This is a genomic window from Janthinobacterium sp. FW305-128, assembly GCF_020858135.1.
GTDB lineage: Bacteria > Pseudomonadota > Gammaproteobacteria > Burkholderiales > Burkholderiaceae_D > Janthinobacterium.
In genome coordinates this window covers 188618-206673 of sequence record NZ_JACYMK010000008.1, presented here as the reverse complement: position 1 = coordinate 206673, position 18056 = coordinate 188618, and the positions used below count along the sequence as shown (strand labels likewise).

The following is an 18056-nucleotide window of genomic DNA, read 5'->3' as shown; positions in this document are numbered from 1 at the left end:
CATAGCAAAAAAACTAGGCGCTGGCGCGGCGCAGGGGACGTTTCAGGGTTTGCACCATCACCACGCCCAGCAGGGTCACGCCGCCGCCGATCACATCGTAGCTGTGCAAGGTTTCACCGAGAAACAGCATGGCGATGATCACCGTGAACACGGGCAGCAGATTCATCAAGGTGGTGGCGCGGCTGGGGCCCAGCTTGGCCAGGCCATGCATCCACAAAAACGGCGCGACGATCGATGCGGGGATGCCGGCAAACAGCACCAGCGGCAAGCCGGCGCCGGTGACGGGCGGCGCCGACTGGCTCAGGTAATACACGAACAGCACGGGCACGGCGCACCAGACCTGGATCAGCAGCGAATGCCAGTTATTCAGGGGAATCTTCCAGCGCTTGAGCAGCACGCCGTAGCCCGCATACGACAGGCAGGCCAGCAGCATCAGCGCGTCGCCCAAGGCCGCGCCATGGGCGAGCAGGGCGGCCGGGTCGCCATGGCTGAGCAGGTAGCCAAGTCCCAGCAAGGACACGATGCCGCCGAACACGCCGCCCACGGTAGGCGCCTCTTTCAACACCAGTACGGACAGGCCCACGGCCAGCAGCGGCATCATCGACGCGAGGATGCCCATGTTGGTGGCCGTCGTCGTCTGTGCGGCGATGTAGGCGAGGCACTGGTACATGACCATGCCCAGCATGCCCAGCACAAACAGTTTGCCCAGATACGGTGTCACCACGGCCCGCTGCTTCCACACAGCGCGTCCAAACACGAGCGCCAGCAGCACCCCGGCCAGCAGCCAGCGGAAGAACGAGATGGCGGCCGGATCGATCACGCCCACGGCCAGCTTGCTGACGATGGTATTGATGGCCCAGATCAGCACGGCGATCACGGGAAACAGATAGTGCTTGGCTTGCATGCGGCGGACTCCAGATTTCAATACCGCCATTTTCGCATGGTCTGATTCCATGGATATAATGCATATCGGACAATCGATGCGAAGAACAGGACAAAGACACCATGGCCAGCAACCAGCATTTCCCCGCCGTTTCCGACGCCCTGCCCTATCCCGTGTACTTTCGCCTCGACGATTACCGTGCGCACCAGCAGTTCGATTACCAGAGCCATCCGTGGGGCCAGCTCACCTATTGTTCCACGGGCGTGATGGAAATCATGGTGGCGGGCCAGCGCTATCTGTCGCCGCCCCAGTACGCCGTGTGGATACCGCCCGAGACCCTGCACGACGGCTATATCCGCCAGGACGTCGTGTTTCACTCGGCCTACATCGATGCCAGCCTGTGCGCGCAGCTGCCGGCCCAGCCGTGCGCGCTGGTATTGAGTCCCCTGCTCAAAGCCATCCTCGGCGACTTCGCCGACAGAAACGTCACCACGCCCGCCACCGCAGCCGACCAGCGCCTGGCGCAAGTGCTGGTCGACCAGCTGCAGCTGGCGCCGTGCAGCCGCAACTACCTGCCCGGCAGCGACGAGCCCGTCATCGCGGCCTTGCTGGCGGCCCTGCAGGCGGAGCCCGGCAGTAACCACTCACTGGCCGAGTGGGCCGCGCAATTGCACGTCACCGAGCGCACCCTGGCGCGCCGCTGCCAGCGCGAGCTGGGCATGCCGTTCGGCGAATGGCGCCAGCGCCAGCGCTTCCTGGCGGCCCTGCCCCTGCTGGAACAGGGCGAAACCGTGCAGGCGATCGCGCTGGAACTGGGCTACAGCACGGCCTCCGCCTTCATCGCCATGTTTCGCCGCCAGAGCGGCGGCACGCCGGACCAGTTCCGCCGCGGCCTGCGCTGAAAAAGCGGCTCCGCTTTGTCATGCTTTGTCATATTGGGATGCTAAAATTCAAACATCTTTCCAGAGAGCAAAAGGATGCGCATGAACCCCAGCACCGACACGGCCACCGATACCCAAGGCAGTGAAGACATGCCCCAGGCATCAGAAACGACCGTGACGGCGCCCGCACCCGTCAAGCTCGACAAGGAAGACATCCCCACCGTATTGGGCAAGCTGCGCACCCTGGTGCAGGACAAGACGCGTTTCGAGCCGCACGACATCACGCCGCTGGGCGAGGAAGACGTGCTGCAGGATTTTTCCCTGCAAGCCAATTACGCGCTCGAAGCGCGCTTCGAACAGCGCTTGATCAATGGCTATTTCACGCCCTCGGGCAATGACTGCCGCTGTGGCTCCCACGAGGTGGGAGCGCTCGCTCACGCGCAGGAGAAGGAACGGCTGCGCCGCGCGGCGGGCAAGCTCGACAATACCTTGCGCCAGGCGGGCCAGGCCTACAACGCCATCGAAGCGGGCGCCTACCTGCCGCACGCCGTCAAGTACTGGCACCTCGATACGTGCGTCCCCTGTTCGGGCAAAGGCCGCATCGGCTGCCACACCTGCCACGGCGCGACGACGGAAACATGCTGGAACTGCCACGGCGGGCGCACCGTCAGCTGCGACGCTTACGGCTGCTACGGCAGCGGCAAGGTGTCGTGCTCGTATTGCAGCGGCAGCGGCACGGTGGCCGAGCAAGTCACCGATTACATCACGGTGCAAGTGCCCACTACCACCTACAGCAACGGCAGCTCGCACACGAGCTACCACAGCGAAACGCGCACGCAATACCGCACCGAGCATCGCAATTGCTACCATTGCAGCTACGGCAAGGTCACGTGCAACACCTGCCACGGTTCCGGCAACATCAATTGCGGCACCTGCCGCGCCAGCGGCAAGGTCACGTGCCGCACCTGCAGCGGCGCGGGCGACCTGCGCTGCAACCCGTGCGACGGCTCCGGCAAGGTGGGCACGGCGGCCTGGGTCGACATGCACGTGACGCCCGGCTACAGCGTCAGCCTGCCCAAGCAGGCGCCCGACGACGCGCGCCGCATCCGCGACAAGGAGAGCGTGCACTCACTGGCGGCCATTGCCAGCAGCCTGACCCTGGCAAAAGTGAGCATTTACAACGAAGACCAGCCGCAGGAAGTCGACGCCCTGTATGCGGCCAAGCTGCGCATCGTGCGCCTGGACGCATCGTGCAACGCAGAAAAACACCACCTGGTGGCGTACGGCACGGACTTGCGCTGGCTGACCCTGGACGACATCGTGGAAAAACTGCTGCGCGGCGACCTCAAGGCGCTCAGCGATGCGTTGGCCGGCAGCGCCGACGACGGCCTGTTCTCGGCCCACGTCCAAGGGCTATTGACGCCGCTGCGCGACGTGGCCGCCTCGGAGCTGAATGCGGACGTGATCGAGTCTGTCCTCAGCGGCGACGCGGACCACGCCCACGTCGATGTCGTCTCCGCCGACTATGCCAACAATGTGCGCACCTGCGTGCTCGGCGCCCTGCGCCAGGTCTACACGCGGCTGGCCAAGCAATTCTGGTGGAAAAGCGCGCTGGCCGCGCTGGCCGCCGCCATCGCCGCCTGGTTCTTCGCCGGCCGCGGCGCGGCCGCCATCGCCGGCTTGCTCGTCACGGGCGCCGGCTACTGGCTGTTCAACCGCAAGGTGAAAAGCGTGCTGAGCGAAGCGCTGGGCGGCGAGCAGCAGGCCGAACGCGCCATGGGCATCGCCGGCAAGGGCCGCCGCAACCAGCTGGCGCAAGTGCTGATCCTCGCCCCCGCCAGCGTGGCCGTGCTGGCCGCCAGCTATGGCTTGCCCGTGCGCGTGCGCCCCGCTGCGCCTCCGCAGCAGGCGGCCATGGCCTCGGCGCCCGTCGCGCCCCATGCACCGGCCGCCGTGCCGCAGGACGCAAGTGCCGCCAAGGCCGTCAAGCTGTACGAAAATGGCGACAAGGCACAGGCGCTGGCCATGCTGGAAAGCCTGGTCGGCAAGGGCGACGCGGGCGCGTATGGTCTGTATGGCTGGATGCTGCTGATGGGCGAAGGCAAGCCCGGCCCCGTCACGGCGCCGACGGCGCAGCAGCGCGAAGCGCGCCAGCGAGCCGCCAAGCCCCTGGTCGGCAAGGGCTTGCTGAAAAACGACAGTTATGCGCTGACGGCGAAGGGCGTGATGCTGGCCGAAGGCTGGCAGGAACCGCGCAACATGGCGCGCGGGCTCGACCTGCTGAAACAGGCCGCGAACAAGGGCAATGCGCAAGCCATGCATCTACTGGGCCTGTATCACGTGCGCGGCTACCAGATTCCCGTCAACCACAAGGAAGCGCGCAAATGGTTCACCCTGGCCGCCGACAAGGGCAGCGCGGGCGATATCTACAACCTGGGACTGATGGACTGGGAAGGCGCCGGATTGAAACGCCCGGACCGCGCCAGCGCCATGCAGCGCTGGAAGATCGCCGCCGCCATGGGCGAGGAACGCGCGATCAAGGCCGTCGCCCAGGGACAGCCTTAAGCGGCTGCCGCCAGCGCCTGCAAGGCCATCGGGTTCGGCGTGGGCTCACCGATTTTCGTCAGCAGGTTGCGGTCCGTGTGGTGGAACGGTTCGTCCTTGCCGCGAATGAGCATGACCGTGTCTTCATCGTAGCCCCAGGTGCCGTCGGCGTGGATGTCGACCTTGATCCGGTATTCGACGGTGGTGAACGCGTGTTCGAGGAAGGGGTTCGAGCAGATGCCGTAGGCCGTCGAATCGCGCTTGGCCACCAGTTCGAAACTGGTGGCGTCCGCCGTCGTCGTACCGGACGCCATGGCGATCTGGCCGCGCGGGATGGCCAGGGTCTGGATCACGGCGCCCGTGGCCGGCTCCCACAGCCAGTAGCCCACCTGCTCATGGTACGTTTTGACTTGATCCGGCTTGGTGATGTGGATGTAGTAGCGCAAGCCGTAGAACAGCTGCGGGCCGTTGGTGACGGGGTCGATCGGCTGCAGCTCGATGCGTTCGACGAAGGCCTGCTTGCGCGGACCGTCCGCTTTCGGCTTGACGTCCAGGCCGCGCGTGCCCGTCCAGATGCCGGCCATGCCGGTCAGGGGCCCCAGGTTGTTCAGGGTATGCACGTCGGCGGACGGCTCGGTGTAGATATCTTCGGGAAAATCGCTCATGCGGAAGTCTTCAAAATGGGGCAACAGTGCTTGCCGCCATTGTAAGACGCAGGCCGCTATCTGGGAAAGAGCGCGATGTGGCGTTCGACGAACAGCAAGGCTGCAGCGGCCAGCTCGGGGCGCTGCGTTTCGAACACGGCCGCATCGCGCGTTTGCAGCAGATTGGCTGCCGCCTCGGGCAGGCCCAATTCGCCGGCGACGAACGCCGCCACCGCGTCGATATTCGCGTACAGGGCGCTGTCGAAGCCTTCCCAGTCCACGTAGGCCAGCCACTCGGCCAGGGTCAGCACTTGGGCGACGGGCGGCGCCAGGGCTGCGATGCGTTCAGAACGCAGCACGCTGTCGTCGCGGATGCCTTCCTGCTGCAGGACGGCCAGCGCCACCTGCTGCAGCGCGTCTTCGGGATCGTGCCGGTATTTGTTCAGCAGGCGCTGCGTCAGGCTGGTACTGGCCGCATCCATGCTCAGACCAGCGGCTCGGTCGAACCGGTCAGGGTAAAGATCTCAAAGCCCGTTTCCGTCACGGCCAGCGAATGCTCGAACTGCGCCGACAGCGAACGGTCTTTCGTCACCGTCGTCCATTTGTCGGGCAAGACCTTGACCTGGTAGCTGCCCACGTTGAGCATCGGTTCGATCGTGAAAATCATGCCTGGTTCGAGCACGATGCCCGTGCCGGCGCGGCCGTAGTGCAGCACTTGCGGCGTGTCGTGGAAGACCTGGCCCACGCCATGGCCGCAGAAGTCGCGCACGGAGGAAAAGCCCTGTGCCTTGGCCACCGCCTCGATGGCGGCGCCCACGTCGCCCAGGGTCGCGCCCGGACGCACGGTGTGGATGCCGGCCATCATGGCGTCATACGCCGTGTTGACGAGGCGGTTGGCCAGGATGGACACGGCGCCCACCTTGAAGGTGCGGCTGGTATCGCCGAACCAGCCGTTGAATTTCGGGGTCACGTCGATGTTCAGGATGTCGCCCACTTTCAGGATCTTGGTCTCGGACGGGATGCCGTGCGTGACGACGTGATTGACGGAGATGCAGCTGGCGTGCTTGTAGCCGTGGTAGTCGATGGTGCCGGGGATGGCGCCAGCGGCGCGCATGAATTCCTCGCACAGGGCGTCGAGCTTGGCCGTCGACACGCCCGGTTTGACGAAAGGCGCGATGTAGTCGAGCGTGTCGGCGGCGATGCGGCCGGCCGCACGCATGCCGATAAAACCCTCTTCATCGTGCAGCGGGATTTTCTTGCCGTGTTCAAGCTGGGTGGAATAGCGCATGGGGATTCTTTTCTTTGTCAGTGTGTGATGGTTTGGGTCGCCCAGCCGCGCACGGCGTCGTGCGAGGCGCGCAGCATGGCGTCGACGCTGGCCGGTATCGGCCGCTCCTGGGTCAGGTAGGGCTTGACGACGGCCACGGGCGCGTCGATCAGCACGAATTTGAGCAGCATGTGATCGAGGTCCAGCTCCGTGGTGGCGGGCATGGCTTCGGCGCAGCGCACAAAGCAGGCGTCGAGCGCCGCCTGTTCCTCTTCGACGGCGGCCAGCAATTGCTCGCTGAGGCCACTGCTGAAATCGGGGCTGTCCGCGCATTGCAGCAGGAAGCGCGCGTACACGGGCTTGCGCCGGCACCAGTCCAGCAAGCCGTGCACGCCGGCCCAGGTGTCGCCGCCGAGCCAGCGGCTGGCCACTTCCTCGCGGAAGTCGCTTTTCACGCGCAGCCAAGCGCGCGCCAGGATGGCGTTGCGCGAATCGAAGCGGTGATACACGGAGCCGATGGGCGCGCCGGCCTTGACGGCGATGGCGGCCATCGACACGGCGCCCACGCCGCACTGGGCGGCCACGGCGATCGCGCTGTCGATGAAGTTGTTTTCGTTGAATTTGGCTAGTCTGACCATTCAAATAGAATACAGATTCTATTTGAATTCGTCAAGCGCCCCCGACATGCGCCAACATGAGTTGCCCTGCTGCCTTACAATGGTATGCACGAACCGCTACAAGGAGAATCCGCTTGCTTACGCCCCCCTTCATCGCCTCCTCCCGCTTCGACGATCCACGCCTGGCGCTGGAACAGGTGCAAGCCATTTACCGCAGCAGCATCGAACACCTGCGCGACGCGCTGCAGCGCTTTGTCGCCGGCGAAGACCTGCACGAGCGCGTGCGCGCCTGCTACCCCTTCGTACGCATCCAGACCGACACCGTGGCGCGCGCCGACTCGCCGCTGGCCTACGGTTTTGTCGCCGGCCCCGGCGTGTTTGAAACCACGCTGACGCGCCCTGACCTGTTCGGCGATTACTATCTGGACCAGTTCACCCTGCTGCTGAAAAACCATAACAGCGGCCAGAAAGTGCACCTGGAAGTGGGCGTCAGCGCCCAGCCCATTCCCGTGCATTTCTCGTTCGCCGAGCATGACCATATCGAAGGCAATATGGATGCGGGCCGCCGCCTGGCCATGCGCGACCTGTTCGACCTGCCCGACCTGTCGGCCATGGACGACGGCATCGCCAACGGCACGCACGAACCGGCGCACGGCGAAGCGCAGCCCCTGTCGCTGTTCACGGGCCCGCGCGTCGACTATTCGCTGCAGCGCCTGCGCCACTACAGCGGCACCTCGCCGCAGCATTTCCAGAACTTCGTCCTGTTTACCAATTACCAGTTCTATATCGACGAATTCATCCGCCTGGGCCACGCCATGATGGACCGCGCGCCCGATGCGCAAGCGCCCTCGGACGACGACGGCTACGTCGCCTTTGTCGAACCGGGCAACGTGGTCACGCGCCGGGTCGGCCAGACGGTCGAAAGCGAGGATGCGCTGGGCGCCGCCCCGCCGCGCCTGCCGCAGATGCCCGCCTATCACCTGCTGCGCGCGGACGGCAGCGGCATCACCATGGTCAATATCGGTGTCGGTCCGGCCAACGCCAAGACCATCACCGACCATATCGCCGTGCTGCGCCCGCACGCCTGGCTGATGCTCGGTCATTGCGCGGGCCTGCGCACCACGCAAAGCCTGGGCGACTACGTGCTGGCGCACGCGTATGTGCGCGAAGACCACGTGCTCGACGAAGACTTGCCGCTATGGGTGCCGATCCCGCCGCTGGCGGAAATCCAGCAGGCGCTGCAAACGGCGGTGGCGGAGATCACCCAGCTGACGGGGCATGACTTGAAACACATCATGCGCACGGGGACCGTGGCCAGCACGGACAACCGCAACTGGGAACTGCTGCCGCAGCGCACGCCGGAGCGCCGCTTCAGCCAGAGCCGCGCCATCGCGCTGGACATGGAAAGCGCGACGATCGCCGCCAACGGCTTCCGTTTCCGCGTCCCGTACGGCACCCTGCTGTGCGTGAGCGACAAGCCGCTGCACGGCGAAATCAAGCTGCCCGGCATGGCCAATCACTTCTACCGCGAACGGGTCGACCAGCATCTGCGCATCGGCATCCGCGCCGTGGAACTGCTGCGCCGCCAGGGCGTGGACCGCCTGCACAGCCGAAAATTGCGCAGTTTTGCGGAGGTGGCGTTTCAATAAGCGCGCTTCCCCGTCATGCCGGCCGCCCTCCACGGGCGGTTTTTTTTGCCCGTGGCGCTGACGCAATGCGGCGGGCAATCGTCGCAACGACACTATAAAACGTCACAAAAAAACAACAGATGTCTAGATCGGCATTATAAAAAAACAAAACTATCCACGCTTTTTTTGCCAATGGGGAAATTAAATTTATTTAACAATTGAAATTTAATGATTTCCTGCCATACACAAATCAAATTCATCCAGCGTCATTCTTCGAAGAGAGAATCCATACGCAAAAAGCAGAGCCGTCTTGACAGCCCAAGGCGAAAAATGGTCTGATGAATTGTAAATTTAAGCTGCTAAATTTATAAACATGGTAATTTTGAAAATACTTTCAAATAGCTAAATAAAAACCCTAAGGAAACTAAAGTTTCCTAGTTGGAGGATGGACAATGATTGAAAAGAAATTAAGCAAATCCTTGCGCATGATGTTTGCCGGCACTTTGGTCATGAGCGCAGGCTTCATGCATCAGGCCGCTCAAGCGCAGGAAGCCAAGGCTGACGAGAAATTGCAGCGCGTGGTCGTCACCGGTTCCGCCATCAAGCGCGTGGATGCCGAAACGGCCGCACCGGTGGAGATTTACACCAAAAAAGATATCGAGCGCACGGGCGCCACCAGCGTTGCCGAATTGGTCAAGAATCTGGCCTCGATCGACATCAATGATCAAGGCGAGCTGAGCGCCAACTCGCCTTCCGGTTCCGGCACCACCAACATCAAGATGCGCGGCTTGAGCGAACGCAACGTGCTGATCCTGTTGAACGGCCGCCGCCTGCCAACCAATGCGCTGGCTGACGGCTCCGGCGCCGGTGCCGCTGTCGACGTCAACGCTATCCCGCTGAGCGCGCTGGAACGCATTGAAATCCTGAAGGACGGCGGATCCGCCATTTATGGCGCCGATGCGGTGGCCGGCGTGATGAACTTCATCACCAAAAAGAACTACCAGGGCCTGGAAGCGAAGACCAGCTATGGTCAAAGCTCGCGCTCGGACGCCAAGGAAAAGACGGCCAACCTCGTGTACGGTTTTGGCGACTACGACACCCAGGGCTTCAACGTACTGGCCACGGTCGACGTGTTCAAGCGCGATCCGATCTACCGCAAGGACCGCGACCTGACCCGTTCGGCCGACTTCCGCCGCTTTGGCGGCCCGGATGGCCGCAGCGGCTTCCATCCTAGCGGCAATATCGCCGGCGGCGGCACCCTGGTGCCATGCCCACCGGACGATTTGAGCAACGGCTCCTGCCGTTTCGACGTCAACAAGACCTTGCTGACCTCGACCAACGGCGCCGACCGCGTCAGCGGCATGCTGATCGGCAGCCTGAAAATCAGCGACAACATCCGCGCGTTCGCGGAATTTACCTATTCCGAAAGCAAGGATGACTTCGAAGCCCAGGCTGCTCCGGGCAACTTCGTAGTCAATGGCAAGACCGTTGCCGGCCGCTTTATGCAAATGGGTCCTCGCAAGACCAACCGCAAGGGCACAATGACCCAGTTCTCGACGGGCCTGGAAGGCACGACGCGCGGCATCGACTGGGACGTCGCCATCGGCAAGGGCGTAAGCAAGGCCACCAACCGCGATTCGAACTACGCACATTACGATCTGTTCAACGAAGCGATCGAGAATGGTTCGATCGACCCGACCCGCACCGACAACCCGCAAGCCGCCGTCGACAAGATTCGCCTGACGCCTACGCGCGCCGGCAAATCGGAACTGACCTTCTTCAACGCCAAGGCCTCGGCGCCGATCATGGACCTGGCTGGCGGTGCGATGGCCTACGCCGTCGGCGTGTCGTACAACAAGGAAACGCTGAGCGACCAGCCCGACCAGAACCAGATCGATGGCCTGGTCTTCGGCAGCATCCAGCAAGCCTCCGTGAAGGCGGACCGCAATTCCAAGGGCATCTTCGGCGAACTGTCGATTCCCTTCCTGAAAAACGTCGAAGCTCAGGTCGCCTTGCGCTATGACGACATCTCGAATGTCGGCAGCAAGACCAGCCCGAAACTGGCTTTGCGCTACCAGCCGCTGAACAACCTGATGTTCCGCGGTTCGTATGCAGGCAGCTACCTGGCGCCATCGCTGAAACAGATGTATGGCGGCGTCGATGCCGGTGCCTATACGACGAACGACAAGGAAATCTGCAATGCCTTCCCTTCGATTTCCGGCAATTGCACCAACTTCTCCTACTACCAGGTCTCCGGCTCCAACAAGGACTTGAAACCTGAAACGGGCAAGACCTATAACTTGGGCGTGGTGTTCTCGCCAGTGAACTCGCTGACGGTCAGCATCGATTACTTCAAGATCGACAAGAAGAACGAGATCGGTACCCTGACGGAAACCAAGGCGATCGAGCGCGGCAACGTCGAAATCAAGAATGGCGACGCGCGCATCCTGCTGAACAACCAGAACCTGGCTACCACCGAAGTACGCGGTTTCGATACGGACGTACGCTACACCTCGCCGCAAACGATGTTCGGCAAGTTCACGATCCGCAATGCGTCCACCGTCTACACCCGCATGGAAACGCAGGATACGGAAACGGATCCGGTGCAAAGCACGCTGAAGACGTTCATGAACCCGAAATACCGCAACACGTTTACTGCGAGCCTGGAAAAGGACAATATGTCCGGCTCCCTGGTCATTCGCACGACGGGCGACATGATCGACTCTGACAAGCGCCGCGAAGAAATCAAGCCGGGCACCCGCACGATTCCTTCGCACACGGAAGTCGATCTGACGGGCCAGTACGTGGCGATGCAAAACCTGACCTTCACGGCCGGCATCAAGAACCTGTTCGACAAAATGCCACCGTTTAGCGCAATGGGCGCGGGTAACCAGTACGGCACCCTGGGCTTTGCTCAGCTGTACAACGTGCGCGGCCGTTACTTCTACATCGGCGCAGGCTACAAGTTCATGTAATGTAGCGCAATCCCCGGCAGCCTGAAATGGCTGCCGGTACTGCCCCCGAAAGCCGCACGAGAGTGCGGCTTTTTTCATGCCCGGCAGACGAAAAAAAGCTATGTCACCGTCAAATGTGGGAACTCGCCCAGTGTTGCCTTCAATAATGTTTCTGGGGAGCGGATGCGCCCGGCGTCCAGTATCCAGCGCCACCCCAGGTAATTCGGCAGATAACGGCTGGCCACGCCACGGAAGATGCGCAGCCAACCGCGCAAGCGGCTGTGATACGCGTTGACGTTCTGCACGTGGGCGGCGCCCTGCACGCGGATGCCTGCGCGCACATTGACGGCCTGGTGACTGATGCCCGCTTCACGCGCGAAGGCGCGATAGGCAGCGTGGCCGTCGGTCATCAGCAAGATGTCCTTGTCGATCACCGGTGGCAGGCAGGCATGCAGCTGCGCCTTGGTCAGCGCCCCTTTTCCCGTGACGAAATCGCGGGTTTGTCCCGTGCGGTCGCGCGCCACCAGGATGCAGACTTGTTCACTGGAAATGCCGCGCTTGTGGGCAAGGCCGCCACGGCGGCGCGCCGGACGCGTCAGATGCCGCGCGCCCTTTTCTGACTCCAGCACATACAGCTCGTCCGCTTCGGCGATGCCATGCAGGCAATGGGGCCGGTCCGTCTTGGCCAGGCTTAAAAACCGGTGGCGCCAGCGAAAGGCGGTGTTGCGGTGCACGCCCAGCTGGCTTGCCGCCTTGCGCACGGAAGCCGACTCGAGCAGGCAGTCGGCGTAGTCGAGCCACAAGGTCTTGTGGCGCAAGCGGGCCAGCGGCGTGCCGGTGAGCGCATTGAAGGTGCGCCCGCACGGCACGCAGCGGTAGCGCTGCAGTCCATGCGCATGACCGTGCCGGTGCGCATGGCTGCTGTTGCAGGCGGGACAGTGTAACCGCTGCCGGGCCACGCTTTCGACCAGTGCCACGGTGGCGTTCTGCGATCCTGCCCCGTGCAGCAGAGCAGTGCTCGCCAAACGCTGGCGACGGCTCAGTGCGGCGAACTGGGCGATGAAGGTTTTCCATTCAGCTATCTGCATGAAAGGCTCCCGTTTGTCTGCGATGCACAGTCAGACAGCCCGGGCTGGGGAAGATTCCTTGAGTTCCCCTATTTGTCGGGGACAGAGCCAAAAAAAAACCGCTGCAGGCAGCGGTTTTCAGGTAACTCCAACGCTTAGCTTACAGGAAACGGTCGAGTATCTTGCGCGTCGTCTTGTCGATATTGAACATGTCGCGTATCAAAAAGTGGATGCCGTGGTTGTCGGCGATCAAGAGCGACGCGGCACCGATGCGGCGGATGTCTTCTTCGCCTTTCAGCACGAATTGCGTCTCGCCCCGGTCCGTGTCGACATGCCAGGTGCATGGCGTGGCGAAGCTGGAGACGCTTTTCACGCGCGCGATCTCGGGCATGAATTCGCGCCCTTCCAGCTCTTCCTGCAGCAGGCTGCGCGCCGGCTCCGGCATGGCATCGAGGCGGTCGATCCACGCCACTTCCTTGCCGTTGCCCAGCACCAGAGAAATGCCTTCGTCCGGCGACTGGATAGGGAAGGCGCGCACGGGCGCCACGCCTTCAAAGACCTGGCCGTCCGCGTCCGTCATCACCAGCTTGCCGAAAGGGTCGCGGCTTAATGTAAAAGTTGTACTGGCCATGCTTATTCCTTGTCATCCAGGGCGAGTTCGTTGTTGCGCGCCTGTGCTTCGTAGAGGCGGAAATAGGCGCCCTCTTTCGCCATCAGTTCATCGTGACTGCCCACTTCGACGACCTGACCACGGTCCAGCACCACCAGACGGTCGGCCCGATGCAGGGTCGACAGCCTGTGCGCGATGGCGATCGTCGTGCGGCCCTGCACCAGATTGTCGAGCGCCTTCTGGATCTCTTTTTCCGTTTCCGAATCGACCGACGATGTCGCTTCATCCATGATCAGGATGCGCGGGTCGATCAGCAGGGCGCGGGCGATCGAGATGCGCTGGCGTTCGCCGCCGGACAAGCCCTGGCCACGCTCGCCCACCATCGAATCGTAGCCTTGCGGCAGGCGCAGGATGAATTCGTGCGCATGCGCGGCGCGCGCGGCGGCGATGATCTCCTGGCGCGTCGCGTGCGGCTTGCCGTAGGCGATATTTTCCGCGATGGTGCCGAAGAACAGAAACGGTTCCTGCAGCACCAGGCCGATATTGCGGCGGTAGTCGGACACGGCGAACGAACGGATGTCGACGCCGTCGAGCAAAATCGCCCCTTCCGACACGTCGTAGAAACGGCAGATCAGGTTGACCAGCGTGCTCTTGCCCGAACCGCTGTGGCCCACCAGGCCGATCATCTCGCCCGCCTTGATGTTCAGGGTGATGCCGCGGTTGACGGCGCGGTTGCCATAACGGAAACCGACTTCGCGCAAATCGATCCTGCCTTCGATCTTCTCCAGTTTCACGGGCTGCGCCGGTTCCGGCACGCTCGACACGTGGTCGAGGATGTCGAAGATGCGCTTGGCGGCGGACGCCGATTTCTGCGTCACGGAGACGATGCGGCTCATGGAATCGAGGCGGCCATAAAAACGCGTGCTGTAGGCGATGAAGGCGGTCAGCACGCCGACGGTGATTTCGCCGCGCGACAGCTGCCAGATGCCGAAGCACCAGATGACCAGCAAGCCCATCTCAGTCAGGAAGGAAACCGTCGGCGAGAACAGCGACCAGACCTTGTTCAACTTGTCGTTGACGGCCAGGTTGTGCGCGTTGGCGTCGCGGAAGCGGGCCGCTTCGCGCTTTTCCTGCGCAAACGCTTTGACGACTCGAATGCCGGGGATGGTATCGGCCAGCACGTTGGTCACTTCGCTCCACACGCGGTCGATCTTTTCAAAGCCCGTGCGCAAACGGTCGCGCACCAGGTGGATCATCCATGCGATGAACGGTAGCGGCGCCAGCGTCATGATGGCCAGCCACGGATTCATCGACCACAGGATCACGCCCGTCATGATGATCATCAGCACGTCGGAAGCGAAATCGAGCAAGTGCAGCGACAGGAAGACACAGATGCGGTCGCTGCCGCTGCCGATGCGCGCCATCAGGTCGCCCGTGCGCTTGCCGCCGAAAAATTCCAGCGACAGTTTCATCAGATGTTCATAGGTGGCCGAGCGCAAGTCGGCGCCCATGCGTTCGGACACCAGGGCCAGCACATAGGTCTTGCCCCAGCCCAGCAGCCAGGCCAGCAGGGCCGAACCGAGCAAGCCGCTCATGTAGTACACCACCAGCCACGGATCGATATGCTTGCCGTTCTGATACGGGATCAGCACATTGTCCATCAGCGGCGCCGTCAGGTAGGGCGGAATCATGTGCGCGGCCGTGGAGAGCAGCATCAGCATGAAGCCCAGGGCCAGCTGGCCACGGTAGGGATGGGCGAAACGCCACAGGCGGAACAGGGTCCAGGTCGATGGCGGCGTATGCAGCACCTTGGCGCAGATCGGACATTCTTCCTGCTCCGGCTCCAGAGGCGCCTTGCAGCTCGGACACACTTCCTGCTCCGCTTCCAGCACGGGCTGGCCCGTCAGGTGGCTGTCGAGGCGCTCGACGAACTGTTCCAGCACGCGGATCGCATGCAGATTCTGGCCCAGGGTAAAACGCCACGACGCCAGGCGGCCGTGGTCGTCGAACAATTCCAGGTGGCCGACGCCGGCGTGGTCGTGGTGCGTCAGGCGCAGTCCATGGCGGAAAGACCAACTTTTCCAGGTGGTATCGCCCGGGGAACGGGCCAGTAAACGCTTCTCTGTGACAACAATTATGCCTTTTGTGAAACGTAATCGCGCATCGAGGTCAACCTCAACGCTACTTAAAACGTTCTCCCCTGGAGAAAGCTTGCTTTCCACTTCCGCCAGCCAGTGTTCCGGCAGCGAGGTAAGGGGAATAGTTGTTGCAGGAACACTCAGTTCAGTTGTCATCGTAAAGCATACTCCGGCTCGAGGCCAAGCCCTTCAGGGCGGGATTTGGGGGATGGGGCAGACGCCCGATCAATGTTTGTGTATTGCGCGATGGCGAGGTAGATGCACCAGTGGCAATTTCCTGTATTGTATCGAATGGATGCCTGCAGGTAATGAATGATGGCAAAACGGAGCAAAAAAATGCGCGGCCATCGTACAGGGGCAAGTATACAACAGCCCGCTGTTGCGCAAATGCTCCAGCTTAGCCCGGAGTCGGTAACTTTATAACAAGTATGGCAACAATTAGTAACAATTAGAATGACAACACCAGCAGAATACGAGAAGCAAACGCGACAAGAGGCCGCTAAAAGTGGCACACTGCGCATACCCGGGATAAAGAACCAAGCACGAGCCTGAAAAGACTCTGTAAAGCCAACATAAAGTATCTGGCGCCCAGACGCCTGGCTTGTTATCAAGAAACCACTTACATGATCAAGAAGAAGAACATCGAATTCGTCCGCGTCACCCACTTGCGCGGCCCCAACATCTGGACTTACCGCCCGGTGATTGAAGCCTGGGTCGACATCGGCGAACTGGAAGACTATCCATCGAATACCCTGCCCGGCCTGTACGAGCGCCTGGTGGCGTGGCTGCCCGGCATGATCGAGCACCGCTGCGGCGTGGGCGAACGGGGCGGCTTTTTCGAGCGCCTGCGCGAAGGCACATGGTCGGCTCACATCCTCGAACACGTGGTGCTGGAACTGCAAAACCTGGCCGGCATGCGCACGGGCTTCGGCCAGACGCGCTCGACCAGCCAGCGCGGCGTCTACAAGATGGCCTTCCGCACGCGCGAAGAGCACGTGGGCCGCGCCGCCCTGGCCGCCGCGCGCGAACTGCTGATGGCCGCCATCAATGATGAAGCCTACGACCTGGAAGCGGCCCTGGCGCCGCTGCGCGACATGGTCGACTCGCGCTGCCTGGGCCCGAGCACGGCCAGCATCGTCGATGCGGCCACCGAGCGCCGCATCCCTTCCTTGCGCCTGAACGACGGCAACCTGGTGCAGCTGGGCCACGGCGCCGCGCAGCGCCGCATCTGGACGGCCGAAACAGACCGCACCAGCGCGATTGCCGAAGGCATCGCCAGCGACAAGGATCTGACCAAATTCCTGCTCAAATCGTGCGGCGTGCGCGTGCCCGAAGGCAGCCTGGTGCGCAGCGCCGAAGCGGCCTGGGAAGAAGCGCAGGACATCGGCGTGCCCGTCGTCGTCAAGCCGTATGACGGCAACCATGGCCGCGGCGTGTCGCTGAACCTGATGACCGAAAGCGACGTCAAGGCCGCCTATGAACTGGCCGCGCGCAAGGGCGACAGCTCCGCCGTGCTGGTGGAAAGCTTCATCACGGGCGACGAACACCGTCTGCTCGTCGTCGGCAACAAGCTGATCGCGGCCGCCAAGGGCGAATCCCTGTGGGTCGACGGCGATGGCACTTCCAGCGTGCTGGAACTGGTGAACACGCAGATCAATATCGATCCGCGCCGCGGCGAAGGCGAAGATTTCCCGCTCGGCACCGTCAAGCCGCATGAATCGGGCGAGATCATCCTCGAACTGCAGCGCCAGGGCATGACCGCCCTGTCCGTGCCGCAGGCGGGCCAGAAAGTGCTGATCCAGCCGAACGGCAACGTGGCCATCGACGTCACGGACGACGTGCACCCGTCCGTTGTGCATGCGGCCCTGCTGGCCGCGCGCGTGGTCGGCCTCGATATCGCCGGCATCGACCTGGTCACCACCGACATCACGCGTCCGCTGGAAGAGCAGCGCGGCGCCATCATCGAAGTCAATGCCAGCCCCGGCCTGCTGGCGCACATCAAGCCAGGCGTGGGCCAGCCCCGCCCTGTCGGCGCGGCCATCGTCGACCACCTGTTCGCGGCCGAGGAAACGGGCCGCATTCCGCTGATCGGCGTGACGGGCACGCGCGGCACCAGCCTGATCGTGCGCATGCTGTGCAAACTGCTCAATCTGTCGGGCCTGCACACGGGCGCCGTCTGCAGCGAAGGCATGTATCTGGACCAGCGCCGCGTCGTCAGCAGCGATTGCGTGAACTGGGACGCGGGCCAGCGCCTGCTGCTCAACCGCACCGTGCAGACGGCCCTGTTCGAGAGCAATCCGCGCATGATCCTGGCCGAAGGCCTGGCCTACGACAAGTGCCAGATCGGCGTCGTCACGGACATGGGCAGCCTCGATAGCGTCAAGGATTTCGACGTGCTGGACGAAGCGGGCCTGTACAAGGCCGTGCGCAGCCAGGTCGACGTGGTCGTGCCAACGGGCGTGGCCGTGCTCAATGCCGCCAACGCGCACGTGCTGGAACTGGCCGAACTGTGCGACGGCACGGTGACCCTGTATGCGCAGGATGGCAGCTTGCCCGCCATCGCGGCGCAACTGGCCGCCGGCCAGCGCGCCGTATTCGTGCGCGGCAACCACATCGTGCTGGCCGAAGGCGGCATCGAAACGGTCCTGCTGTGCCTGGACCTGCTGAAACCGGCCACGGCCGGCAATGTCGACAGCGTACTGGCCGTCGCGGCCGCCGCCTGGGCCCTGAACCTGCCCGTCGACCTGATTTGCGCCGGCCTGCGCACCTTCGACGCGGCCCCCGGCTGCATCGGGAATTAAGACTCAAGCCCGGCTACGGCCG

13 protein-coding genes are annotated in these 18056 nt (G+C 62.9%); 5 read left to right on the top strand and 8 right to left on the bottom strand.

What is annotated here, in order from left to right:
- Positions 1 to 13: 13 nt before the first annotated feature.
- Positions 14 to 904, bottom strand: a complete 891-nt coding sequence (locus IGS60_RS18005) for a DMT family transporter (RefSeq protein WP_230505730.1) — start codon at positions 902 to 904, stop codon at positions 14 to 16.
- A gap of 101 nt (positions 905 to 1005) precedes the next feature.
- On the opposite strand from IGS60_RS18005, the gene IGS60_RS18000 reads away from it, so the two are divergent.
- Both IGS60_RS18000 and IGS60_RS17995 read left to right on the top strand, forming a co-directional pair.
- Positions 1006 to 1785 carry a helix-turn-helix transcriptional regulator gene (locus IGS60_RS18000; protein ID WP_230505729.1) on the top strand — a complete coding sequence of 260 codons (780 nt, stop codon included), beginning with the start codon at positions 1006 to 1008 and terminating at the stop codon, positions 1783 to 1785.
- Between the two features lie 81 nt (positions 1786 to 1866).
- A complete protein-coding gene (locus tag IGS60_RS17995; protein ID WP_230505728.1) occupies positions 1867 to 4329 on the top strand; it encodes a tetratricopeptide repeat protein in 2463 nt (820 codons plus the stop codon).
- On the opposite strand, the gene IGS60_RS17990 is transcribed toward IGS60_RS17995, so the two are convergent.
- From IGS60_RS17990 to IGS60_RS17975, 4 genes are read right to left on the bottom strand one after another with little or no spacing between them, the layout of a single operon-like run.
- On the bottom strand, positions 4326 to 4973 hold the full coding sequence (locus IGS60_RS17990) for an FABP family protein (protein WP_070221060.1): 648 nt from the start codon (positions 4971 to 4973) through the stop codon (positions 4326 to 4328). The two genes, IGS60_RS17995 and IGS60_RS17990, sit on opposite strands and share 4 nt — an antisense overlap.
- 56 nt (positions 4974 to 5029) lie before the next feature.
- Positions 5030 to 5434, bottom strand: coding sequence for a hypothetical protein (locus IGS60_RS17985; RefSeq protein WP_070221058.1), 405 nt, complete (start codon positions 5432 to 5434; stop codon positions 5030 to 5032).
- 2 nt (positions 5435 to 5436) lie between these two features.
- The gene (gene map, locus IGS60_RS17980; RefSeq protein WP_070260327.1) at positions 5437 to 6240 is read right to left on the bottom strand and encodes a type I methionyl aminopeptidase; all 804 of its coding nucleotides are present in this window, start codon (positions 6238 to 6240) and stop codon (positions 5437 to 5439) included.
- Positions 6241 to 6257: 17 nt separating this feature from the next.
- Positions 6258 to 6857: a TetR/AcrR family transcriptional regulator gene (locus IGS60_RS17975; protein WP_070291842.1), complete on the bottom strand. Its 600-nt coding sequence runs from the start codon at positions 6855 to 6857 to the stop codon at positions 6258 to 6260.
- A 113-nt stretch (positions 6858 to 6970) separates the two neighbouring features.
- Between IGS60_RS17975 and IGS60_RS17970 the strand changes: the two genes are divergently transcribed.
- Positions 6971 to 8485, top strand: a complete 1515-nt coding sequence (locus tag IGS60_RS17970; RefSeq protein WP_230505727.1) for an AMP nucleosidase — start codon at positions 6971 to 6973, stop codon at positions 8483 to 8485.
- Positions 8486 to 8916: 431 nt separating this feature from the next.
- Positions 8917 to 11439, top strand: coding sequence for a TonB-dependent receptor (locus tag IGS60_RS17965; protein WP_070312843.1), 2523 nt, complete (start codon positions 8917 to 8919; stop codon positions 11437 to 11439).
- Positions 11440 to 11537: 98 nt separating this feature from the next.
- On the opposite strand, the gene IGS60_RS17960 is transcribed toward IGS60_RS17965, so the two are convergent.
- The 3 genes from IGS60_RS17960 to IGS60_RS17950 form a co-directional block, all read right to left on the bottom strand.
- Positions 11538 to 12506, bottom strand: coding sequence for an IS1595 family transposase (locus IGS60_RS17960; RefSeq protein ID WP_230505726.1), 969 nt, complete (start codon positions 12504 to 12506; stop codon positions 11538 to 11540).
- Between the two features lie 139 nt (positions 12507 to 12645).
- Complete coding sequence (locus IGS60_RS17955) at positions 12646 to 13116, bottom strand: DUF1854 domain-containing protein (RefSeq protein WP_070221406.1); 471 nt, start codon at positions 13114 to 13116, stop codon at positions 12646 to 12648.
- A 2-nt stretch (positions 13117 to 13118) separates the two neighbouring features.
- Complete coding sequence (locus IGS60_RS17950) at positions 13119 to 15389, bottom strand: ABC transporter ATP-binding protein (RefSeq protein ID WP_083286938.1); 2271 nt, start codon at positions 15387 to 15389, stop codon at positions 13119 to 13121.
- A gap of 467 nt (positions 15390 to 15856) precedes the next feature.
- Here IGS60_RS17950 and cphA point away from each other — a divergent pair, with 467 nt between their 5' ends.
- Positions 15857 to 18034, top strand: a complete 2178-nt coding sequence (gene cphA, locus IGS60_RS17945) for a cyanophycin synthetase (protein ID WP_230505725.1) — start codon at positions 15857 to 15859, stop codon at positions 18032 to 18034.
- Positions 18035 to 18056 lie beyond the last annotated feature (22 nt).